Source organism: Salmonella sp. 32100201201700099SM (assembly GCF_017572645.1).
GTDB lineage: Bacteria > Pseudomonadota > Gammaproteobacteria > Enterobacterales > Enterobacteriaceae > Salmonella > Salmonella enterica.
The window spans coordinates 69,743-93,035 of sequence record NZ_JAGERQ010000003.1; the positions used below are offsets into that span (position 1 = coordinate 69,743).

Genomic DNA, 23,293 nt, shown 5'->3' on the forward strand with positions numbered 1-23,293 from the left:
GCGATTTACGGCCTTGTAGTAGTAACGGAATTAACAAACCACTGCTGGATGTTGCTCATCGCAGAATGCGAGGTATCCAGAATCGGCTGCGGATAGAAGCCAAGCAGTACCAGAAGCACCACCAGCAACAGAATGATAAACAGCTCGCGCAGCGACATCCCTGGCAGTTCCTGGCTGGCAATCTGGCTCTTCGCTTTACCAAAGTAAGCGCGATGCAGCATCGCCAGCGAGTATACAGAGGCGAATACCAGCCCAAAGGTCGAGATAACGGTAATCATCGGCACCACCTGGTAGCTGCCGAACAGAATCATAAATTCGCCGACAAAGTTACCGGTGCCCGGCATACCGAGCGTCGCCACCGCAAAGAACATGGACAGCGCAGGCAACCACTTCATCTTGCCCCACAGGCCGCCCATCATACGCATGTCACGCGTATGCAGACGTTCGTACAACTGGCCACACAGAATGAACAGACCGGCTGCGGACAAACCGTGTGCAATCATCTGAATCACCACGCCCTGGTACGCCAGCTGACTGCCGGTGTAGATAGCGATCAGCACGAAGCCCATGTGGGAAACGGAGGTATAGGCAATCAGGCGCTTGATGTCGTATTGGGTAAAGGCCATCCACGCGCCGTAGAAAATGCCGATGACGCCCAGCCACATGGCGATGGGCGCAAACTCCGCCGACGCGTTCGGGAACAATGGCAGGGAGAAACGCAGCAGACCGTAAGCGGCGGTTTTCAGCAAGATCCCCGCCAGGTCGACGGAACCGGCGGTCGGCGCCTGGGAGTGCGCATCCGGCAGCCAGCCATGCAGCGGAACCACCGGCATTTTCACCGCGAAGGCGATGAAGAAGCCCAGCATCAGCAGATATTCCACACCGTGGGACATCGGGGTATTCAGCAGCTCTTCATAGTTGAAGGTCCACACGCCGGTCGCTTTATAGTGCACAAACACCAGCGCCAGGATGGCAATCAACATCACCAGACCACTCGCCTGGGTGTAAATGAAGAACTTGGTTGCCGCCGTGATACGCGTTTTACCGTCAGAAGCTTTGTGGCCCCACAGCGCTATCAGGAAGTACATCGGCACCAGCATCATTTCCCAGAAGAAGAAGAACAGGAACATGTCGATGGCCAGGAACACGCCGATAACGCCGCCTAAGATCCACATCAGGTTGAGGTGGAAGAAGCCCTGATATTTTTCGATTTCTCGCCAGGAGCAAAGCACCGCCAGAACGCCGAGCAGGCCGGTCAGCACCACCATTAGCAGCGACAGTCCGTCGAGCGCCAGATGGATAGAGATGCCAAAACGCGGGATCCACGGCAGGACAAATTCAGATTGCCACTGTGGAATACCGGCGGATTGCGTCAGTGAGTAGCCGCCCTGCAACCACAATTGCAGACCGAGCGCCAGCGTCAGTCCCATGGTAATCAGCGCTATCCAGCGCGGCACTTTCACGCCAAAGCGTTCGGTCTGCCAGCACAGAAAGCCGCCGATAAAGGGGATTAGTATTAACCAGGGTAATAACATAGCTAAGTATGTCCCTTATATTTACTCCTGCTCAGGCTATCTCACTCGCCAGCCCGAATCCCGGCAGTGCTCGCAATCCTCACGTACTTAAGTACGCTCCGGTTGCTGTGCGCTGGCGGTATCCGGTCTGACTTCGCCGATGACGCCTGTACTTCAGGAACAGATTTTCAACGAATTCTAAAAATTATTTTTGGGTTTGTAGGCCGGATAAGCACTGCGCCATCCGGCAGTCGTTCATCCAGCCAACAAACTCAACGCAGTACCATCAGCAGCGCCAGCACCACAACCGCGCCGATGCTCATGGATGCCACATACCAGCGCAAATAACCGTTCTCGCTCAGTACCAGGCCTTTGCCTGCAAAACGGGAAAGGATAGCCGGAATGTTCATCAACGCATTAAGCGGGTCGCGCTTCAGCAGCCAGGCGATACCGAGGAATGGCTTGACGAATACTTTGTCGTACAGCCAGTCAAAGCCCCAGGCGTTATACCACCAGGTGCCCAGCAGACGGCCCGGCGCGCTGTTGGCGATCGACGTCACCAGCGTGCGTTTACCCAGCCACAGCCATGCGGCAATCAGGATACCGGCAATCGCCACTACGCCAGAGGTAATTTCCAGGGTCAACACACGACCATGCGCCAGTTCAGTTGTCTGCGGCAGCACCCCCTGCAATGGCGGCACAATCAGCGCGCCAACAAAGGTAGACAGAATCATCAGGACAATCAGCGGCAGATGGTGGGTAATCCCCTTCCCTGCATGAGCATGAATTTGTTCTTTACCGTGGAATACGATGAAAATCATCCGGAAGGTGTACAGGGAGGTCATGAACGCGCCAACCAGACCCGCCACCATCAGATTGATATGACCGTTCGCCATCGCGCCAGCCAGGATCTCATCCTTACTGAAGAAGCCCGCAGTGACCAGCGGCAGCGCCGACAGCGCCGCGCCCCCCACCAGGAAGCAGGCATACACCAGCGGAATGGACTTACGCAGACCGCCCATCTTAAAGATGTTCTGTTCGTGATGGCAGGCCAGAATGACGGAACCGGACGCCAGGAACAGCAGCGCTTTAAAGAAGGCGTGCGTCATCAGGTGGAAAATCGCCGCATCCCACGCCTGCACGCCCAGCGCCAGGAACATGTAGCCAATCTGGCTCATGGTGGAATAGGCCAGCACGCGTTTGATGTCGGTCTGCACCAGCGCGGCGAAACCTGCCATTACCAGCGTAATCGCCCCGATAATACCCACCAGATGCAGAATTTCCGGGGTCATCAGGAACAGGCCATGCGTGCGTGCAATCAGGTAGACACCGGCGGTAACCATGGTGGCGGCGTGGATCAGCGCGGAGACCGGCGTCGGACCGGCCATCGCGTCGGCAAGCCAGGTCTGCAACGGAAGCTGCGCAGATTTACCGACCGCGCCGCCCAGCAGCATCAGCGTCGCCCACATCAGCATGTTGTTGCCGTCAGCAAAGTGCGCTGGCGCCAGCTCGACCATTTCGCGGAAGTTCAGCGTGCCCAGTTCGTTGTAGAGGATGAACAGCGCGAAGGCGAGGAACACGTCACCGACACGGGTTACCACGAAGGCTTTCATTGCCGCCGCGCCATTCTTCGGATCGCTGTAATAGAAGCCGATCAACAGATAAGAGCACAGGCCCACGCCTTCCCAGCCGAGGTACATCAACAGCAGGTTATCGGACAGCACCAGAACCACCATGCTGGCGATAAACAGGTTGGTATAAGCGAAGAAGCGGGAGTAACCCTCTTCCCCACGCATGTACCAGGACGCGAACATGTGGATCAGGAAGCCGACGCCGGTGACCACAGAGAGCATGGTCAGCGACAGGCCGTCCAGCACCAGGTTAAAACCGATGTTGAAGTTACCGACCGACATCCACGTCCACAGCGGCTGGCTGAACGCCTGTTTGCCGTTGGCGAAGAAATCCATCCCGACAAACGCTGTCACCAACGCCGCCAGACCAACGGAACCCACGCCAATGGTCGCGGAGAGATTTTCCGACCAGCGTCCGCGAGAGAACGCCAGCAGTACAAAGCCAATCAATGGCAGAATAATGGTTAAGGCAAGCATGTTCATCCACGCATCTCACTTACTGAATCGATGTTCAGGTTCTGGCGACGGCGATGGAGTTGCAGCAACAGCGCAAGTCCAATACTCGCTTCCGCAGCCGCAAGGCTGATGGCGAGAATGTACATCACCTGACCATCGGTCTGGCCCCAGTAGCTCCCGGCGACCACAAAGGCCAGCGCGGAGGCGTTAATCATGATTTCCAGCCCGATCAGCATAAACAGCAGATTGCGGCGGATAACCAGACCGGTTAAACCCAGGACGAATAAAATCGCAGCGAGGATCAGTCCGTGTGTTAAGGGGATCATGCGCGCTCCTCCGTTTTTCTTTTCGCGCGGTCATCGGCGCGGTTGCTTAGCACTTCGCCCGCACGCTCTTCACGACCGACGTGGAACGCCACCACCAGGCCTGCCAGCAGCAGCATAGACGCCAGTTCGACCGCCAGAACATAAGGCCCGAACAGCGTGATGCCCACCGCTTTCGCGCTAATCGGCGTGCCGTCGATGCCCTGGTCGTTAACGCCCAGAATGGCGTACACAATGACCGCCAGCATAATGGCCGACAAAACCGCCGGACCAATCCACACCTGCGGCTTCAGCCACTGGCGTTCCTGTTCGATTTCGCTGCCGCCGAGGTTGAGCATCATCACCACGAACACAAACAGCACCATGATGGCGCCTGCGTAGACGATAATTTCCAGCGCACCGGCAAAATAAGCGCCCAGCGAAAAGAACACCCCGGAAATCGCCAAAAGCGATATCACCAGATACAACAGCGCGTGTACCGGATTGGTATGGGTGATCACTCGCAGGGTCGCGAGGATGGCTATCAGGCCACAGATATAAAAAGCGAATTCCATTGCCCTCTCCTTACGGTAACAGGCTCTTGACGTCGATAGGCTTGGCTTCGTTCTCTGCTTCGCCTTTATCTTTGCCGTCGATTGCCATACCCGCCATCCGGTAGAAGTTATATTCCGGGTATTTGCCCGGACCGGAAATCAGCAGATCCTCTTTTTCGTACACCAGATCCTGACGTTTGTATTCGCCCAGTTCGAAGTCCGGGGTCAACTGAATCGCCGTGGTCGGGCACGCTTCTTCGCACAGGCCGCAGAAGATGCAGCGTGAGAAGTTAATGCGGAAAAATTCCGGATACCAGCGGCCATCTTTGGTCTCCGCTTTTTGCAGAGAGATACAGCCTACCGGACAGGCTACCGCACACAGGTTACAGGCAACGCAGCGCTCTTCACCGTCCGGGTCGCGCGTGAGCACGATACGGCCACGGTAACGGGGCGGTAAATAGACCGGCTCTTCCGGATACATCCGCGTTTCGCGTTTGGCGAACGCATGCAGGCCGATCATCCAGATACTGCGTACCTGAGTGCCGAAACCTACTAATAATTCTTTTAAGGTCATGGTCTTTGTGTCCCTTATTGCGCCTGCCACAGAATGACAGCCGCCGTTACCAGCAAGTTGATGAGCGTCAGCGGCAGGCAAACTTTCCAGCCGAAGGACATTACCTGGTCATAACGCGGACGCGGTAACGACGCACGAATCAAAATGAACATCATCATGAAGAACGCGGTTTTCAGCGCGAACCAGACGAATGGCGGTAAGAACGGGCCATGCCAGCCACCGAAGAACAACGTTACCATCAGCGCGGAAACGGTGACGATGCCGATGTACTCCCCCACGAAGAACAGACCGAATTTCATCCCGGAATATTCGATGTGGTAACCGTCCGCCAGTTCCTGCTCGGCTTCCGGCTGGTCAAACGGGTGACGGTGACAGACCGCTACGCCCGCGATGGCGAAAGTAACAAACCCAAAGAATTGCGGAATCACGTTCCACAGATGCGCCTGGTTATTGACGATATCGGTCATATTAAATGAACCGGCCTGCGCCACCACGCCCATCAGGGAAAGACCAAGGAACACTTCGTAGCTCACCGTCTGGGCAGACGCGCGCATCGCGCCCAGCAGCGAGTATTTGTTGTTGCTCGACCAACCGGCGAACAGCACCGCGTAAACCGCCAGACCGGCCATCATCAGGAAGAACAGAATCCCGATGTTTAAATCGGCCACCACCCAATTAGGGCTAACCGGCACAATGGCGAAGGAGAGCAGCAGCGAAGTAAACGCGATCATCGGCGCCAGGGTAAAGATGACGCGATCCGAGAATTTTGGGATCCAGTCTTCTTTAAAGAACATCTTGATCATATCCGCGACCAGCTGGAGCGAGCCACCCCAGCCAACGCGGTTTGGTCCATAACGGTTCTGGAACAGACCCAGCAGACGACGTTCGCCAAAGCTCATGAAGGCCCCGCAGGTGACGACCACCAGCAGAATCACCACCGCTTTGAGAATGCTCAGCAGGATCTCAATCAGATCCGGTGTAATCCAACTCATTGTTGCGCCTCCCGCAGATCTTCAAGACGCGCGCCAGCCAGAACCGGCGCGATGCCAGGCATACCCATCGGCAGCCCTACCTGCCCTGCCGCTAACCCTTCAGAGATTTCAACCGGCAGCGTCACCGTATTGCCATCGTAGCTAAAGGAGACGCGCGTCCCGGCATTGACGCCCAACTTCGCAGCATCCGCCGGATTAAGTTTGATATACGGCTGCGGCATACGGCTCTGGAAGACCGGAGAACGCTGAGACAATTCGTCGCTGCCAAACAGGTGGTAATACGGCGCAATACGCCACTGACCGTCCTGCGCCTGGAAGCTTGCCGGCACGGTAGTGAAATAATCCAGACCGCCCTCAGTCGCTTCAATCAAACGCACGCCCGGATCGCCGTGACGCAGTTTGCCGCCCACTTCATCCTGGAATTTGTTCCACGCCTGCGGGGAGTTCCAGCCCGGCGCCCAGGCGAACGGAATTTCAGATCGCGGGGCAGTCGGTTGGTTATTCCCTTCCATCGAGAAGGCGAACATGGTGTCTTTATCCTGCGGCTGACGTGGTTCATGCACGCTGATATTGGCGCGCATCGCCGTACGACCGCTGTAACGATGCGGTTCGCGCGCCAGCTTCTGCCCACGAATGCGGAAGGTCGCATCCGGCGCGGCGTCCTTAATGCCGGCAAATTGCGGCATGGCGGCAATGACCGCATCGATCACGTGGTCAAGCTGAGTCCAGTCCACTTCGCGGTTTTCGACGGTGCTGTGCAGCGAATGCAGCCAGCGCCAGCTTTCCAGCATAATCGTCTTGTTATCGTAGTAGGCCGGATCATAAACCTGGAAGAAGCGCTGCGCGCGGCCTTCGTTGTTGATGACCGTACCATCGCTTTCGGCGAAGCTTGCCGCGGAAAGCACCAGATGCGCGTTTTCCATAATCGCCGTGCGCTGATGGTCAACCACCATCACCAGCGGCGCTTTGGCGAGCGCGGCGTTCACGCGCGTAGCGCTTGCATGACGGTGGAGATCGTTTTCCAGCACCACCACCGCGTCCGCGCTGCCGGTTTCCAGCTCGCCCAACGCATCGTCAAGCGAACCGCCGCCCATCATACCCAGCCCCATGCTGTTCACGGAGCGGGCAATCATAGTAATACCGACGTCGGCGCCACGGCCTTTCAGCGCTTTCGCCACGTTGGCGGCCGCCTGAATCACCTCACTGCTACCGGCGTTAGTGCCGGAGATAATCAGCGGTTTTTTCGCGCCGGCCAACGCCTGCACAATGACATCAATTTTGTTTTGCAAGTCGCTGTCGATACCGTCAACCGCAGGCGCTGTATTGTCCAGCGCATGGGCAATCGCAAAGCCCAGGCGCGCCTGATCTTCCACCGGCGCGCGATAGGTCCAGGCGGCGATATCATCCAGACGGGTGCCGTCCACGTTGGTCACGAACAGCGGATGTTTGGCACGCTGGCCGATGTTAAGGATGGCCGCAATCTGCCAGTCGGCCACTTTCTGCGCCGCCGCCATTTCACGCGCTTTACCTTTCACCGCCTGGCGTACCGCCAGCGCAACGCGCGCGCCGGTCTGAGTGACATCCTCACCCAAGACCAGTACCGCGTCATAAGATTCGATCTCCCGCAGCGCCGGGGTGTAAATGCCGCCTTCACGCAGCACTTTCAGCGCCAGTTGCAGACGTTCCTGCTCGCCGCGCGCGATACCGGTGTAGAAGTTTTCCGCACCAACCAGCTCACGCAGCGCAAAGTTGCTCTCAATGCTGGCGCGCGGCGAACCGATACCGATCACTTTCTTCGACTGGCGCAGAATATCCGCCGCGCCCTGCATCGCCTGCTCGGCGTTGAGGGTGATGAAGTCGTCGCCACGGCGCTGAACCGGCTGACGCGGACGGTCTTTCAGGTTCACATAGCCATAGCCGAAACGACCGCGGTCGCAGAGGAAGTAGTGGTTAACGGTGCCGTTGTAACGGTTTTCGATACGGCGTAATTCGCCATAGCGCTCGCCCGGGCTGATGTTACAGCCGATGGAACACTGCTGGCAGATGCTCGGCGCAAACTGCATGTCCCATTTACGATTGTAACGCTCGGAGTGCGTTTTATCGGTGAAGACGCCGGTCGGACAAATCTCGACCAGGTTACCGGAGAATTCGCTTTCCAGGGTACCGTCTTCCGGACGCCCGAAGTAGACGTTGTCATGCGCGCCATAGACGCCCAGATCGGTACCATCAGCATAATCTTTGTAGTAACGCACACAACGGTAGCAGGCGATACAGCGGTTCATTTCGTGAGAGATGAACGGCCCCAGATCCTGGTTGCGGTGGGTACGTTTAGTGAAACGGTAGCGACGAAAACTGTGACCCGTCATCACGGTCATATCCTGAAGATGGCAGTTACCGCCCTCTTCACAGACCGGACAGTCGTGCGGGTGGTTAGTCATCAGCCACTCCACCACGCTTTCACGGAACTGTTTCGCTTCTTCGTCGTCAATAGAGATAAAGGTACCGTCGGTGGCTGGCGTCATACAGGACATCACCAGGCGACCACGCGTATCTTCCGCGTTTTGGTATTGCTTCACCGCACACTGGCGGCAAGCACCGACGCTTTCCAGCGCCGGGTGCCAGCAAAAATACGGAATATCAAGGCCGAGGGACAGACATGCCTGTAGCAGGTTGTCCGCGCCGTTGACCTCGTATTCTTTGCCGTCTACATGAATCGTAGCCATTAGCATGCTTCCAAATTAAAAATCGTTAACTCACCAGCGCTCTTTGAGCAGGTTCGGCTGAATACCATTGATTAAATGGGTATTACTGAACGGCTGCTTGATGCCAGCTTCGAATTCTTCGCGGAAATACTTAATTGCGCTTTGCAGTGGCTCAACCGCGCCCGGCGCATGCGCGCAGAAGGTTTTACCCGGTCCGAGGAAACGACACAGTTGCTCAAGTGTCTCGATATCCCCCGGCTGGCCTTCGCCACGCTCCAGCGCGCGCAGAATTTTCACGCTCCACGGCAACCCGTCGCGGCATGGCGTACACCAGCCGCAGGATTCGCGGGCAAAGAACTCTTCCAGGTTACGCACCAGCGACACCATGCCGATTTCGTGGTCTACCGCCATCGCCAGCGCGGTGCCCAGACGGCTGCCTGCTTTACCGATGCTTTCGAACTCCATCGGCAGGTCAAGATGCGCCTCGGTCAGGAAGTCGGTTCCCGCCCCGCCCGGCTGCCAGGCTTTGAATTTCAGGCCATCGCGCATACCGCCCGCGTAGTCTTCGAGGATCTCGCGCGCGGTGGTGCCGAACGGTAATTCCCACAGGCCCGGATTCTTCACGCGGCCCGAGAAGCCCATCAGCTTGGTACCCGCATCTTTGCTTTTCGAGATGTTCTGGTACCACTCTACGCCGTTGGCGAGGATTGCCGGGACGTTGCACAACGTTTCGACGTTATTCACACAGGTCGGCTTGCCCCATACGCCGGAGGTCGCCGGGAAGGGCGGCTTGGAGCGCGGGTTCGCGCGGCGGCCTTCGAGGGAGTTAATCAGCGCCGTTTCTTCACCACAGATGTAACGCCCTGCCCCGGTGTGGACAAACAGTTCAAAGTCGAACCCGGTGCCCATGATATTTTTGCCAAGCAGCCCGGCCTCGGTTGCTTCAGCAATCGCACGGCGCAGATGTACAGCCGCTTCGATATATTCGCCGCGCAGGAAGATGTAACCACGATACGCTTTCAGCGCGAACGCGGAGATCAGCATGCCTTCCACCAGCAGGTGCGGCAGTTGTTCCATCAGCAGACGGTCTTTATAGGTGCCCGGCTCCATTTCATCGGCGTTACACAGCAGGTAACGGATGTTCATGGATTCATCTTTCGGCATCAGGCTCCACTTCAGACCGGTGGAAAAGCCCGCGCCGCCGCGCCCTTTCAGACCAGCGTCTTTTACCTGGCTGACGATTTCATCCGGAGACAGGCCGGTCAGCGCCTTACGCGCGCCTTCGTAGCCGTTTTTGCTACGATATTCATCCAGCCAGACCGGCTGTTTGTCATCGCGCAGACGCCAGGTCAGCGGATGGGTTTCGGGAGTACGGATAACGTTTTTCATTTATACCGCTCCAGTAGTTCAGGAATGGCTTCCGGGGTCAGATGGCTGTGAGTATCCTCATCAATCATCATGTTCGGCCCTTTATCGCAATTTCCCAGGCAGCAGGTCGGCAGCAGCGTAAAGCGGCCATCAAAGGTCGTCTGCCCCGGTTTGATGTTGAGATTTTTTTCCAGCGCGGCCTGAATCCCCTGATAGCCGGTGATATGGCACACCACGCTGTCGCAGTAGCGAATCACGTGGCGACCGACCGGCTGACGGAAGATCTGGCTGTAGAATGTGGCGACGCCTTCGACGTCGCTCGCCGGAATACCCAGCACATCGGCAATAGCGTAGATCGCGCCGTCCGGCACCCAGCCACGCTGCTTCTGAACGATTTTCAGCGCTTCAATGGACGCCGCACGCGGGTCTTCGTAGTGGTGCTTCTCGTGCTCTATCGCTTCACGCTCTGCCGCACTCAGCTCAAAAGCCTCGGTTTGTGGTTGTTGATTCTCGTGCATAATTAGCGGTCCACATCTGACATAACAAAATCGATACTACCCAGATAGACAATCAGGTCGGAGACCAGGCTACCGCGGATCGCCGAGGGAATCTGCTGCAGGTGCGCAAAGCTCGGCGTGCGCACGCGGGTACGGTAGCTCATAGTGCTGCCGTCGCTGGTCAGGTAGTAACTGTTAATCCCCTTCGTCGCTTCCACCATCTGGAAGGACTCCTGCGCCGGCATCACCGGGCCCCAGGAGACCTGCAGGAAGTGGGTGATCAGGGTTTCGATATGTTGCAGCGTGCGCTCTTTCGGCGGCGGCGTGGTCAGCGGGTGATCCGCTTTGAACGGCCCTTCCGGCATGTTATCGAGGCACTGCTGAAGAATGCGCAGACTCTGGCGCAGCTCTTCCACTTTCAGCATCACGCGGGTATAGCAGTCGGAAACGCCGCCGCCCACCGGCACTTCAAAGTCAAAGTTTTCGTAGCCAGAATATGGACGCCATTTACGCACGTCGAAGTCTATCCCGGTCGCGCGCAGCCCTGCGCCGGTGGTGCCCCACTCCAGCGCCTCTTTCGCGCCGTAAGCGGCAACGCCCTGCGAACGCCCTTTCAGAATGGTGTTACGCAGCGCGGCTTTCTCGTAAGAGTCCAGACGCTTCGGCATCCACTCAAGGAACTCTCGCAGCAGGCGATCCCAACCGCGCGGCAAGTCGTGCGCGACGCCGCCGATACGGAACCAGGCCGGGTGCATACGGAAACCGGTAATGGCTTCCACCAGATCATAAATTTTCTGCCGGTCGGTAAAGGCAAAGAAGACCGGGGTCATCGCGCCGACGTCCTGAATAAAGGTCGAAATGTACAGCAGATGACTGTTAATGCGGAACAGTTCGGAGAGCATCACGCGGATGACGTTCACACGATCCGGGACGGTGATCCCCGCCAGTTTTTCTACCGCCAGCACGTACGGCATTTCATTGACGCAACCACCGAGGTATTCGATACGGTCGGTATAGGGAATGTAGCTATGCCAGGACTGGCGCTCGCCCATTTTTTCGGCGCCGCGGTGGTGATAGCCGATATCCGGCACGCAGTCGACGATTTCTTCACCGTCAAGTTGCAGGATAATACGAAACGCACCGTGCGCAGACGGGTGGTTCGGGCCGAGGTTGAGGAACATAAAGTCCTCGTTGTCAGTCCCGCGCTTCATCCCCCAGTCTTCCGGCTTAAAGGTCAGCGCTTCCATTTCCAGATCCTGCTTGGCTTTGGTCAGCTCAAACGGGTCGAATTCGGTCGCGCGCGCCGGATAATCTTTACGCAGCGGATGGCCTTCCCAGGTTTGCGGCATCATGATGCGCGTCAGGTGCGGGTGGCCTTCGATATCAATACCAAACATCTCCCAGGTCTCACGCTCGTACCAGTTGGCGTTAGGGAAAAGTTTAGTGAAGGTCGGCACGCGCAGGTCGTTTTCAGACAACGCCACCTTGAGCATGATATCGCGATTACGCTCAATGGAAATCAGGTGGTAGAAAACGGAAAAATCCGCGGCGGGTAACCCGTCACGGTGCGTACGCAGGCGTTCATCCATGCCGTGTAAGTCAAACAGCATGACGTAAGGTTTCGGCAGTTTCTTTAAGAAATCGCCAACCTCCAGTAATTGTTCACGCTTGACCCAAACAACGGGGATACCGGTGCGGGTCGCCTGAACGGTAAAGGCATCCGGCCCAAAACGGTTGCGCAGTTCGCCGATAACCGGATCATCAAGATGATCGCGGGTACTCCATGCAGCGTCTTGCGCGGTTAAGTCGGTCATATTGTTCACCATTGCAAATGGTCCGTGGTGGTCGGCAGTGCTTCGCGCTATTAAAATAGTGGTTAGCGAAGTGAAGTGCTGCTGCCGACAGGCGCAAATTAAATCTCGTCCGGGGTACGCAGGTTCGTGACGGCAATACGCTCGCCGCGTTTACGTTCGCGTTCTGGCTGCATATTGGCGCGATACACGCCCTGATCGCCCACCACCCATGAGAGCGGACGGCGCTCTTTGCCAATCGATTCTTGCAGCAGCATCAACGCCTGCATATACGCTTCCGGACGCGGCGGACAGCCAGGGATATACACATCCACCGGGATGAACTTATCAACGCCCTGCACTACCGAATAAATATCGTACATGCCGCCAGAGTTGGCGCAGGCGCCCATAGAAATGACCCATTTTGGCTCCAGCATTTGGTCATACAGACGCTGAATAACCGGGGCCATTTTGGTAAAGCAGGTACCGGCCACCACCATCAGGTCAGCCTGACGTGGCGACGCACGCAGCACTTCCGCGCCGAAACGAGCAACGTCATGCACTGCGGTAAAAGAGGTCACCATCTCTACATAGCAGCAAGAAAGGCCGAAGTTGTAGGGCCAAATTGAGTTTTTACGGCCCCAGTTAACCATGTCATGCAGTTTGCCCATGAACACGTTTTTGTTAACTTCCTGCTCCAGGGGGTCGGTTACGATCTCCTGTTTTTGCAGGGGGTAACGGTCATTCTCACCGTTAGGATCTATGCGGGTGAGCGTATAATCCATCTTAATGCCTCGCGGTTAGCGTTGACGATTAGCGATACTGTTCGTTTCCGGGTTCATACGCTCGCGGCGTGAACGCGCGGGCGTCCAGTCCAACGCGCCAATACGCGCCAGATAAACCAGACCAGCCAGTAACACAAAAATAAAAATTGCAGCTTCCACAAAGCCAACCCAGCCGCTTTCGCGGATAGAAGTTGACCATGCGAACAGATACAGCGCTTCAACGTCGAAGATAACGAAGAACATGGCTACCAGGTAAAACTTGGCAGACAGGCGTAAGCGGGCGGTGCCGACCGAGTCGATACCTGATTCAAACGGAACGTTCTTGTGCCTCGCGCGTGCGCGACCGCCCAAAAACCAACCGCCTACCAGCATCAGGCAGCACAGGCCAATGGCAACGATAAGAAAGATAGCGAATGCCCAGTGATGAGCGATGACTTCAGTGGATGTTGACATACTCATTGCTTACTCATCAAAAGTAGCGCCAGTTTCTCTGCTCTTTACGGCAGATAGGCGCCACATCGATTCATGGGGAGGAATAAAAAAAACCCTACAATTACTGTAGAAAATGATAAAAACAGCTAATTGATATGGTTTTTTACTCCTTTCTATAACCTTTTGTCAACTTTAACAAAAGTTCCTTCACATTAATTTACATCAATTCATCACCATTAACATTAAGTGCCATCCTGGAGAAAATGACTCTTCGGCCAGGGGGGATTTTATGTTGTTGAATCGTGTCCGTTGTGAAGCAAAAGAAATAACACACACCTATTTTGACAGGAATTTGTGAAGATGCCTCCCCCTAAATGGGAGTATTTTCTTGATCTGTGACACGCTTTTGTTAATTCACCCCCTAAAACAGCAACAATTTCTCTAGTTTTTTAACATGCAAATTCATAAAATGGATGTTCTGGTTGTTTTTTGCCCACATTGAACTGCGAATTGCTACTGGCTGATTTACCGCAACTTTTACAATTTGTGCGGTTAAGCGCGTACAGATGGGCACAAAAAAGAGCCACTGAGCGTTTTTTCATCGCCAGCGGCTCTTTTTTTACATTTACGACTTAGCGCCTTTTGTCTGCGAGCTACTCAAAACCCCCTTCCACCATCAGCGGATCATCTCCGCCCTCTGCAGAAAACTGGTTGTAATGCCATGGGTTTTGATAGCTTTCCATCGCATGGAAAATCACCATCGCCAGCTCGTTCTGGCTATTGGGATCGCGGCACAACAGATATTCCGTATCCGGCAAAGGCGGTAATCCGTCTGCGGCACCCAGTACGCGAAGGTCGGGACTCATCATTTCGACAGGTCGAGCCGTTACGCCAAGACCGGCTTTAACGGCCGCGCGTACCGCCGGTAATGTAGACGCCACATAGGCCAGCCGCCAGGGAATACCCGCTGCATTTAGCGTCTCCAGCACCATATCGCGGAATGGACTGGGATCGTCCAGCAGGACTAGTGGTACGGGCTCTCCCCTTTGCAAAACATACTCAGCCGCACAATACCAATGGGTGGGCGAGGTCCGCAAATTCAGACAGTCCAGCGAATGAGGTTGGTTAGTCGTCACCACCAAATCTACTTCCTGCGATTTAACCATGTCCACCATATAGGCGTTGCGTTTTACCCGTACATCAAGCGCGAGTTTCGGATAAACCGAGCTGATTCGGCTAAGCAAAAAAGGCAGGATAGTATCAGCTGATTCATCAGAAGCGCCGATTGTTAACACTCCCTGAAGATTACTGAACATTAATGATGAACACGCCTCATCATTAAAACGCAGGATTTTTCTGGCGTACCCCAGAAGCTGGATACCGTGTTCGGTCAAAAGTTTGTTACGGCCATGGCGGGCGAACAATTCCTTTCCCACGAGTTGCTCAAGACGCTGCATTTGCTGACTGACCGCAGACTGAGTACGACATACCGCCGCCGCCGCGGCGAAGGTGTTCAGATCGGCAACGGCCACGAACGTTCTCAGCAGATCGAGATCGAGGTTAATTATCGGACGATTTGCATTTATCATAATTTTTCACTTACTGGCGGGTCATATCGGGCTGACCTGGTTAATGCTGTGCATTCAGAAACAAGCAATTCCATTTGTAATGTGCATCCTTCGCAGTACCGCCTGGTTACCCAGGTAAATGTTAGAATGTAATTGAAAATACGACCAAAACACTTCTCTTACTTACTGATATAATACCAAATGCAACTGATCGGGATATATCAAAGAGAATGTGTCATACCTTTAGGCGTCTACAGATTTCTGCTAATGATGGACGTGTAAATCTTGTAACAGCGTCAAATAGTTTACCGAGACGCACAGATACAAAAACAATATATTGAACAATAGGTTATGTATAAAATCGCGTCATGATAATTAGCAGACAACGCAGACTACGCCCCCGTTTCGGATCATTATCTTAACCTAAAACCGCTATATTTATAAGTATTATTACGAATAATCTTAACCAGGGATATGTTATACTAATCCGACCAGAAAGATATTATTACGACTTTAGTAAATGCTTTTTAAATATTAAATAATAATTAATTAAGATTTCTACCATTCATTAATTATACTTAACAATAGTTTCACACCACCCGCCGCCGGAAAGGTCTAACCTTCTCATTTTACCTTTAATACTCAGTATTTCCGAAATAGCCGACGCGACACTAATGATGAATGCTTATCTCTCATAAAACAGATAATTTCTGACAACAGAAAAAACCACATTACGCACAATCACATAGAATAAAACACTATACATACAGACAAAAATAGAAAATACTTCTAAACAAATGATTTTATAAAGTTTTAAACAGTGCGAAAGCGCGTTAAAAATAAACAAAATCTTCTTCTGTTCACTCTTCAAAACTCACCGTCGTGGGAGTACATTGTTTCGTGCTGACTTCCACGGCAGGGAGTGGCAATAACAGCTAAAAGGTCAAGATTCATGTCCCCCATTGAAAAATCCAGCAAACTCGAAAATGTCTGTTATGACATTCGTGGCCCCGTTCTGAAAGAAGCGAAACGCCTTGAGGAAGAAGGTAATAAAGTTCTTAAACTGAATATCGGCAACCCCGCCCCCTTCGGATTCGAAGCGCCGGACGAAATTCTGGTCGATGTCATTCGTAATTTGCCGACGGCGCAAGGATATTGCGACTCGAAAGGGCTTTATTCTGCCCGTAAAGCGATTATGCAGCATTATCAGGCCCGTGGAATGCGCGATGTAACCGTGGAAGATATCTATATCGGTAACGGCGTTTCCGAGCTGATCGTTCAGGCGATGCAGGCGTTGCTTAACAGTGGCGATGAAATGCTGGTTCCCGCGCCCGATTATCCGTTATGGACAGCGGCGGTATCGCTCTCCAGCGGCAAGGCGGTACATTATCTTTGCGATGAATCTTCCGACTGGTTCCCGGACCTTGACGATATCCGCGCCAAAATCACCCCACGTACGCGTGGTATTGTCATTATTAATCCAAACAACCCTACTGGCGCCGTCTATTCTAAAGAATTGTTGATGGAAATTGTCAACATTGCGCGCGAGCATAATCTCATCATCTTCGCCGATGAAATTTATGACAAGATTCTCTATGACGATGCCGAGCATCACTCTATCGCCGCACTGGCGCCTGATCTGCTGACCATCACCTTTAATGGTTTGTCTAAAACCTATCGCGTCGCCGGCTTCCGCCAGGGCTGGATGGTGCTGAACGGGCCGAAAAAACATGCGAAAGGCTATATTGAAGGGCTGGAGATGTTAGCCTCAATGCGCCTGTGCGCCAACGTCCCGGCGCAACATGCTATTCAGACCGCGCTCGGCGGCTATCAAAGCATTAGCGAATTTATTCTGCCGGGCGGTCGACTGTATGAACAGCGTAACCGAGCCTGGGAGTTGATTAACGATATTCCCGGCGTTTCCTGCGTAAAACCGCGCGGCGCGTTGTACATGTTCCCCAGGATCGACGCTAAACGTTTTAATATTCACGACGACCAGAAGATGGTGCTGGACTTCCTGCTACAGGAAAAGGTGCTGCTGGTGCAAGGTACCGCCTTTAACTGGCCGTGGCCGGATCACTTCCGCATTGTGACGCTACCGCGTGAAGATGACCTGGAGATGGCCATCAACCGTTTTGGGCGTTTCCTCTCAGGTTACCATCAATAATCTTAAATTCAGGCTACTTCGGTAGCCTGAATTGCATCTTCATCTCCCTCCCCGCACAATGAAGTCTGCCGCAGTGAAAACAAAAGGTAATCTATGAAGCAGAGCCATTTTTTCGCCCATCTCTCCCGCATGAAGTTGATTAACCGCTGGCCGCTGATGCGTAACGTGCGTACGGAAAACGTCTCCGAACATAGTCTGCAGGTGGCGATGGTCGCCCATGCGTTGGCGGCGATAAAAAACCGTAAATTTGGCGGTCAGCTCAATGCTGAACGCATCGCACTTCTGGCGATGTATCATGATGCCTCGGAAGTACTGACCGGCGATCTGCCGACGCCGGTAAAATATTTTAATTCCCAGATAGCCCAGGAATATAAAGCGATCGAAAAAATCGCCCAGCAAAAGCTGGTTGATATGGCGCCGGATGAATTACGCGATATTTTCGCACCGCTTATTGATGAGAATGCCTGGAGCGAAGAAGAACAGGCAATCGTAAAACAGGCCGATGCGCTTTGCGCCTACCTGAAATGCCTGGAGGAGCTCTCAGCGGGAAACAATGAGTTTGGACTGGCAAAAACGCGGCTGGAAAAAACGCTGGAATTACGTCGCAGCCAGGAGATGGACTATTTTATGGCGGTGTTCGTACCAAGTTTCCATCTCTCTCTTGACGAGATAAGCCAGGATTCACCGCTTTAAACGGTTTTGCCGGATGGCGACGCCAACGTCTTATCCGGCCTGGACGTAGCGTGATATCCGTAGGCCTGATAAGCGTAGCGCCATCAGGCCTTTTCCTGTCTGGGGTTAAAACGGAAACAACATCGGAATCATCACAATACAAACCGCCATCACAATAAGCGTGAACGGCACGCCAAGCTTCACAAAATCGCTAAAGCTATAGTTTCCCGGCCCCAGAACCAGAGTATTGACCGGCGATGAAACCGGCGTCATAAAGGCGGCGGATGCCGCCATCGCCACCGCCATCGCAAACGGATAGGGCGACACCCCCATCGATTTCGCCGCCGCCAGCGCAATCGGCGCCATCAGCACCGCCGTTGCCGTGTTAGAAATGAACAGTCCTATGACGGCACACAGCACGAACAGGCATCCCAGCATCATATATGGCCCATAGCCGCCGCCGATATTCATTAACCCTTGCACGACCAGAGAGACGCCGCCGGTTTTTTGCAACGCCTGCGCAAACGGCATCATACCCACAATCAAGATAATACTCGGCCAGTGGATCGCTTTATATGCGCTTTCAGCATCAATACAGCGAAATTTTCCCATCAGCAGGCAGGCGATAATCGCCGCGATCGGGTTGGGAATTTCATCGGTCAACATCAGCGCCACCATCAATACTAGGCAGAAAATGGCGTGCGGCGCCTGGCTGTGCGCAGGAGAGGCTTCGCTGACCTCGACCGGCATATTCAGCACCACAAAGTCGCGGCCTTTTTGCCCCAGCAGGCTGATTAACTTCCAGTTCCCCACGACCAGAATGATATCGCCCATCAATAACGGCTCATCGGCCAGCGACCCTTCCAGCGCGACGCCGTCGCGTTTCAGGCCGACCACATTCAGCCCGTAACGTGTACGGAAAGCGATTTCACGCACCGACTTGCCAATCAGTTCAGACTCCGGAATAAGCGAAATTTCCGCCATCCCGACATCCAACGCCTGATCGGAAAAATATTCTCCACGCAATACCATCGGTTCCAGCAGTTGCTCGGCGCAGAACTCTCTGAGGTCGACCTCCGCCGCCGACATATCAATCAGCAGAACGTCGCGAGCGCGAAACTCCGATACGCCGTTCACATTGACGATAACCCGCCGAAAGCGCCGCCAGCGTTCAACGCCGATGACATTGGCGCCGTAACGTTCGCGCAATTTAAGGTCGTCCAGCCGCTGTCCCACCATTGGCGAACCCGGGCGAATCGCCAGACGACGCGCGCGCCCCGTCAGACGGTACTCGCGGATAAGATCGCGGAAAGTGCGACGCTTACCGGCCTGTTGTCCGGGCGCATCGCCTTTTAGCATGAAGCGCATCACCAGCATATAAACAATGCCGAGCGCCAACACCACTATCCCCAGCGGCGTCACGCTAAAAAAGTTGAACCCGTGCAGGCCTTCACGCAGCAGTTCACTGTTAACCACCAGGTTCGGCGGCGTCGCCACCAGCGTCATCATTCCGCTGATAAGCCCGGCAAAACTCAGCGGCATCATCAGGCGCGAAGGCGAGGTCTGCATATGCATAGAAACGCTAAGAACAACGGGGATAAAGATCGCCACCACGCCGGTTGAACTCATGAAAGCGCCAAGTCCGGCGACGGTGATCATCAGTAAAACCAGCATTTTGATTTCACTGCTGCCCGCCATTTTAACCAGCCAGGTACCGACCACCGTCGCAACGCCGGTGCGCACGAGGCCGTCGCCAATAATAAATAAGGCGGCGATAAGAATAACATTCGGATCGCTAAAGCCGGAGAAGGCTTCCGAAAGGGTCAAGGTACCGCTAAGGACAAAAGCAACAATGACGAATAAAGCCACCGCATCCATACGTACTTTGCCCGTCGCAAACAACACGACGGCAATCGCCAGTAAAGAGAGAACCCAAATCAATTCACCGTTCACAACATATCCTTGTCAGATGAGAAGATAACGTGATTCTGCCATAAATATGCCCCGCCAGGGCGGGGCATATCATGATCAGGTCTTTCTTAACACCACCACATCGCCGTTTGGTTGTTTAGCGACCGATAATTGCGTCAGGCTATCCAACGCAAAATCAACATCCGCCAGACGCGGCGTGTCGGCCGGCGCATTGACCGCAATGACGTGGCAGCCCGCAGCCAGTCCGGACAGCACGCCAGCCGGGGCATCTTCTACTACGACGCACTCCTGAGGGGCCAGGCCAAGCAGTTGTGCGCCCAGCAAATACGCATCCGGCTCCGGTTTGCCGCGTTTGACTCGTTCGGCGGTGACAAACACCTCTGGCGCTGGAAGGCCCGCGACCTGATGGCGCGCACGCGCGACCGGCATTGAACCGGAGGTGACGATAGCCCACGGAATGCCCGCTTTATTCAGGTGATTGAGTAAATCGACTGCCCCCGGCAACGCGGTGATCCCTGCGGTTTCAGTGGCTTCTATTTGCTCCAGGCGCGTAAACTCAGCGGCAATTTTCGCCTCCGATTTACCCGCCATAAAATGCCGCAACGAGGTGATCGCCTGTTTGCCATGAATAAAGCCCAGCACCTCATCATGAGCAAGGTTAAAACGATCGGCCCAGCTACACCACGCGCGTTCGACGGCAGGTAATGAGTCAACCAACGTTCCATCCAGATCAAACAGAAAACCTTTACACTGCACGCGAGCCTCCTCAGGCATTAATGATTTGATTGATTTCATTCGCGCTCAGGTGGTACTGACGCGGGCAGGCATGCCAGACATTCAACATCCGCTGGTATTTTTCCCACATCGGCGTCTGGGCATTAAAGCCGTGCGTCCCGGCGTCAAAGTGAGTGTAGCGTCCTTCTATATTCACCATAAAACGGACATAGCCGAGGTAACGCGCTTCCGTCGCGGCGTCAAACCCCAGGAAGGTGACGCGACGTTCGTCGATGGCTTGCGTATCTTTGAGGTTGGTCCAGGAGACGTGCAGCGCATGGTACATCTCCATAATATCGATGATGGTACGACAGGTCTCTTCCGTCAGCTCGCCAAACTCGCGATCCAGCTCGCGCATCTGCAGGCCGTAGCCGCGTTCAATAATTGTTTGTAAGCGACGGTAACGCTCGGCGTTGGTGGGATCGAGCATCGTCATCATTTTGTACTGGTTAGACAAAATCAGACGTTGCGCGTTGGTCATTTCCATTTTGAACTCCTGTATCACGCTATGGCGATGAAAAAAAGAAGGCATTGGTATGCCTTCTTTTATATGCGTAATCCGGGGTCAATTACAAATCATCCAGGAAAGTTTTATCCAGTTGTTTGAAGGCGCGCTTAAGCGTGTCAGCTAATGCCTGGTAATCCGGCTTTCCTTCTACCGGCGCCAGCGCTTGTCCAGCCTCCTGCAATTTACCGCGAACTTCGTAAAACCAGTTAAGGATTGAAGGCGGCAATGGCGTCACGGAACGTTTCCCTAACCACCATAATCCCTGCATAGGCAAGCTCAGGGCGAACAGGGCGGTCGCCACGGCCGGACCTAACTGACCGCCCAGCGCTATCTGCCAGCATAATGTAAAGACGGCGACAGGCGGCATAAATCGTATGGCATAGCGCGTCATACGAATGACGCGGTTTTCGACGAAAACGGGCGCCAGCCGCTTTTCCATCGGCCACGTCTTCGCGTAGTGCTGCCCCCGGCGAAATAAGCTAAAAAAATTTACGGAGCGATTATCCGGTGTCGACATGGCCCACCTCAACTTCACATATAAAATTTAAAAAATTTGTGCAAAACAACAACTGCGAGGGACAACGTTCAAAACATTTTGTCTTCGATACCCACTATCAGGTATCCTGTGTCGGCCTGTCAAAGGCCGGTAGTTTAAAATCATTGAGTCGTCAATATTACACATAGTATGCCATTGGCTGAAAAATACGCAAAATGGCATAGACTCAAAGGTATTTCTTCCATCATGCCCAAAAAAACTCCTGCGCATGATGTTAATCATAAATGTCAGGGCTATCATGCGCTACGCTCTATGGCTCACTGACGTTTTTTTAGCCACGTATCATAAATAGGTACTTCCATGTCGAGTAAGTTAGTACTGGTTCTGAACTGCGGTAGTTCTTCACTGAAATTTGCAATTATTGATGCAGTTAATGGTGATGAATACCTTTCTGGTTTAGCCGAATGTTTCCATCTGCCAGAAGCACGCATCAAATGGAAAATGGACGGCAGTAAACAAGAAGCGGCTTTAGGTGCAGGCGCCGCTCACAGTGAAGCGCTGAACTTTATCGTTAACACTATTCTGGCACAAAAACCAGAACTGTCTGCGCAGTTAACTGCAATTGGTCACCGTATCGTACACGGCGGCGAGAAGTATACCAGCTCCGTAGTCATTGATGAGTCCGTCATTCAGGGCATCAAAGATTCCGCCTCTTTCGCACCGCTGCATAACCCGGCTCACCTGATTGGTATCGCCGAAGCGCTGAAATCTTTCCCGCAGCTGAAAGATAAAAACGTCGCCGTGTTCGACACCGCCTTCCATCAGACCATGCCGGAAGAATCTTACCTGTATGCCCTGCCGTACAGCCTGTATACAGAACATGGCGTTCGTCGCTATGGCGCACACGGCACCAGCCACTTCTATGTAACTCAGGAAGCGGCAAAAATGCTGAACAAGCCGGTAGAAGAACTGAACATTATCACCTGCCACCTGGGCAACGGCGGTTCTGTTTCCGCTATCCGTAACGGTAAATGCGTGGATACCTCTATGGGTCTGACCCCGCTGGAAGGCCTGGTCATGGGTACCCGTTCCGGCGATATCGACCCTGCGATTATCTTCCACCTGCACGACACTCTGGGCATGAGCGTGGATCAGATCAACAAAATGCTGACCAAAGAGTCCGGTCTGCTGGGTCTGACTGAAGTGACCAGCGACTGCCGTTATGTTGAAGACAACTACGCCACCAAAGAAGACGCAAAACGTGCGATGGACGTTTACTGCCACCGCCTGGCGAAATACATCGGTTCTTACACCGCTCTGATGGACGGTCGTCTGGATGCAGTCGTGTTCACCGGCGGTATCGGTGAAAACGCCGCGATGGTTCGCGAGCTGTCTCTGGGCAAACTGGGCGTACTGGGCTTTGAAGTCGACCACGAACGTAACCTGGCGGCCCGCTTCGGCAAATCTGGTTTCATCAACAAAGAAGGTACCCGTCCGGCGGTGGTGATCCCAACCAACGAAGAACTGGTTATCGCGCAGGACGCGAGCCGTCTGACTGCCTGATTTCACACCGCCAGCC

The 23,293-nt window shown here is 54.0% G+C and carries 21 protein-coding genes; 3 read left to right on the forward strand and 18 right to left on the reverse strand.

Annotated elements, in window-relative coordinates; all coding sequences use genetic code 11:
* Positions 1-5: 5 nt before the first annotated feature.
* From nuoM to lrhA, 14 genes are all read right to left on the reverse strand, one after another.
* Entirely contained in the window at positions 6-1,535 is a 1,530-nt protein-coding gene (gene nuoM / locus J4685_RS05945) for an NADH-quinone oxidoreductase subunit M (protein WP_000926427.1), read from the reverse strand.
* 251 nt (positions 1,536-1,786) lie between these two features.
* Positions 1,787-3,628 (reverse strand): NADH-quinone oxidoreductase subunit L, encoded by a 1,842-nt coding sequence (gene nuoL, locus J4685_RS05950; RefSeq protein WP_001056577.1) that lies wholly within the window; start codon positions 3,626-3,628, stop codon positions 1,787-1,789.
* Entirely contained in the window at positions 3,625-3,927 is a 303-nt protein-coding gene (gene nuoK, locus J4685_RS05955) for an NADH-quinone oxidoreductase subunit NuoK (RefSeq protein ID WP_000612687.1), read from the reverse strand. The genes nuoL and nuoK overlap by 4 nt, the downstream gene beginning before the upstream one ends.
* On the reverse strand, positions 3,924-4,478 hold the full coding sequence (nuoJ, locus tag J4685_RS05960) for an NADH-quinone oxidoreductase subunit J (RefSeq protein ID WP_000393522.1): 555 nt from the start codon (positions 4,476-4,478) through the stop codon (positions 3,924-3,926). Before nuoJ ends, nuoK begins: the two co-directional genes overlap by 4 nt.
* 10 nt (positions 4,479-4,488) lie before the next feature.
* Positions 4,489-5,031, reverse strand: coding sequence for an NADH-quinone oxidoreductase subunit NuoI (gene nuoI / locus J4685_RS05965; RefSeq protein WP_000172747.1), 543 nt, complete (start codon positions 5,029-5,031; stop codon positions 4,489-4,491).
* Between the two features lie 14 nt (positions 5,032-5,045).
* Complete coding sequence (gene nuoH / locus J4685_RS05970; protein ID WP_000118515.1) at positions 5,046-6,023, reverse strand: NADH-quinone oxidoreductase subunit NuoH; 978 nt, start codon at positions 6,021-6,023, stop codon at positions 5,046-5,048.
* Complete coding sequence (gene nuoG / locus J4685_RS05975) at positions 6,020-8,746, reverse strand: NADH-quinone oxidoreductase subunit NuoG (protein ID WP_016505203.1); 2,727 nt, start codon at positions 8,744-8,746, stop codon at positions 6,020-6,022. The genes nuoH and nuoG overlap by 4 nt, the downstream gene beginning before the upstream one ends.
* A gap of 30 nt (positions 8,747-8,776) precedes the next feature.
* The gene (gene nuoF, locus J4685_RS05980) at positions 8,777-10,114 is read right to left on the reverse strand and encodes an NADH-quinone oxidoreductase subunit NuoF (protein WP_000800048.1); all 1,338 of its coding nucleotides are present in this window, start codon (positions 10,112-10,114) and stop codon (positions 8,777-8,779) included.
* Positions 10,111-10,611 (reverse strand): NADH-quinone oxidoreductase subunit NuoE, encoded by a 501-nt coding sequence (gene nuoE, locus J4685_RS05985; protein ID WP_000545038.1) that lies wholly within the window; start codon positions 10,609-10,611, stop codon positions 10,111-10,113. The genes nuoF and nuoE overlap by 4 nt, the downstream gene beginning before the upstream one ends.
* 2 nt (positions 10,612-10,613) lie before the next feature.
* A complete protein-coding gene (gene nuoC / locus J4685_RS05990; protein ID WP_000247855.1) occupies positions 10,614-12,416 on the reverse strand; it encodes an NADH-quinone oxidoreductase subunit C/D in 1,803 nt (600 codons plus the stop codon).
* Between the two features lie 86 nt (positions 12,417-12,502).
* Positions 12,503-13,165, reverse strand: coding sequence for an NADH-quinone oxidoreductase subunit NuoB (gene nuoB, locus J4685_RS05995; RefSeq protein WP_000386728.1), 663 nt, complete (start codon positions 13,163-13,165; stop codon positions 12,503-12,505).
* Between the two features lie 15 nt (positions 13,166-13,180).
* On the reverse strand, positions 13,181-13,624 hold the full coding sequence (gene nuoA, locus J4685_RS06000) for an NADH-quinone oxidoreductase subunit NuoA (RefSeq protein ID WP_000062993.1): 444 nt from the start codon (positions 13,622-13,624) through the stop codon (positions 13,181-13,183).
* Between the two features lie 394 nt (positions 13,625-14,018).
* The gene (locus J4685_RS06005) at positions 14,019-14,171 is read right to left on the reverse strand and encodes a hypothetical protein (RefSeq protein WP_001522276.1); all 153 of its coding nucleotides are present in this window, start codon (positions 14,169-14,171) and stop codon (positions 14,019-14,021) included.
* Between the two features lie 79 nt (positions 14,172-14,250).
* Positions 14,251-15,186, reverse strand: a complete 936-nt coding sequence (gene lrhA, locus J4685_RS06010) for a transcriptional regulator LrhA (protein ID WP_000606295.1) — start codon at positions 15,184-15,186, stop codon at positions 14,251-14,253.
* 931 nt (positions 15,187-16,117) lie between these two features.
* Between lrhA and alaA the strand changes: the two genes are divergently transcribed.
* Positions 16,118-17,332 (forward strand): alanine transaminase AlaA, encoded by a 1,215-nt coding sequence (gene alaA / locus J4685_RS06015; protein WP_000074540.1) that lies wholly within the window; start codon positions 16,118-16,120, stop codon positions 17,330-17,332.
* A 93-nt stretch (positions 17,333-17,425) separates the two neighbouring features.
* Positions 17,426-18,025 (forward strand): 5'-deoxynucleotidase, encoded by a 600-nt coding sequence (gene yfbR / locus J4685_RS06020; protein ID WP_000813882.1) that lies wholly within the window; start codon positions 17,426-17,428, stop codon positions 18,023-18,025.
* Positions 18,026-18,130: 105 nt separating this feature from the next.
* On the opposite strand, the gene J4685_RS06025 is transcribed toward yfbR, so the two are convergent.
* The 4 genes from J4685_RS06025 to yfbV form a co-directional block, all read right to left on the reverse strand.
* Positions 18,131-19,957, reverse strand: coding sequence for an SLC13 family permease (locus J4685_RS06025; protein WP_001012866.1), 1,827 nt, complete (start codon positions 19,955-19,957; stop codon positions 18,131-18,133).
* Between the two features lie 75 nt (positions 19,958-20,032).
* Positions 20,033-20,710, reverse strand: a complete 678-nt coding sequence (locus J4685_RS06030) for a sugar phosphatase (protein ID WP_011232979.1) — start codon at positions 20,708-20,710, stop codon at positions 20,033-20,035.
* Positions 20,703-21,197, reverse strand: a complete 495-nt coding sequence (locus J4685_RS06035) for a YfbU family protein (RefSeq protein ID WP_000426135.1) — start codon at positions 21,195-21,197, stop codon at positions 20,703-20,705. The genes J4685_RS06030 and J4685_RS06035 overlap by 8 nt, the downstream gene beginning before the upstream one ends.
* Positions 21,198-21,279: 82 nt before the next feature.
* Positions 21,280-21,735: a terminus macrodomain insulation protein YfbV gene (gene yfbV, locus J4685_RS06040; protein ID WP_000106617.1), complete on the reverse strand. Its 456-nt coding sequence runs from the start codon at positions 21,733-21,735 to the stop codon at positions 21,280-21,282.
* Between the two features lie 339 nt (positions 21,736-22,074).
* Here yfbV and ackA point away from each other — a divergent pair, with 339 nt between their 5' ends.
* Entirely contained in the window at positions 22,075-23,277 is a 1,203-nt protein-coding gene (gene ackA / locus J4685_RS06045; protein WP_000095693.1) for an acetate kinase, read from the forward strand.
* Positions 23,278-23,293: the final 16 nt, after the last annotated feature.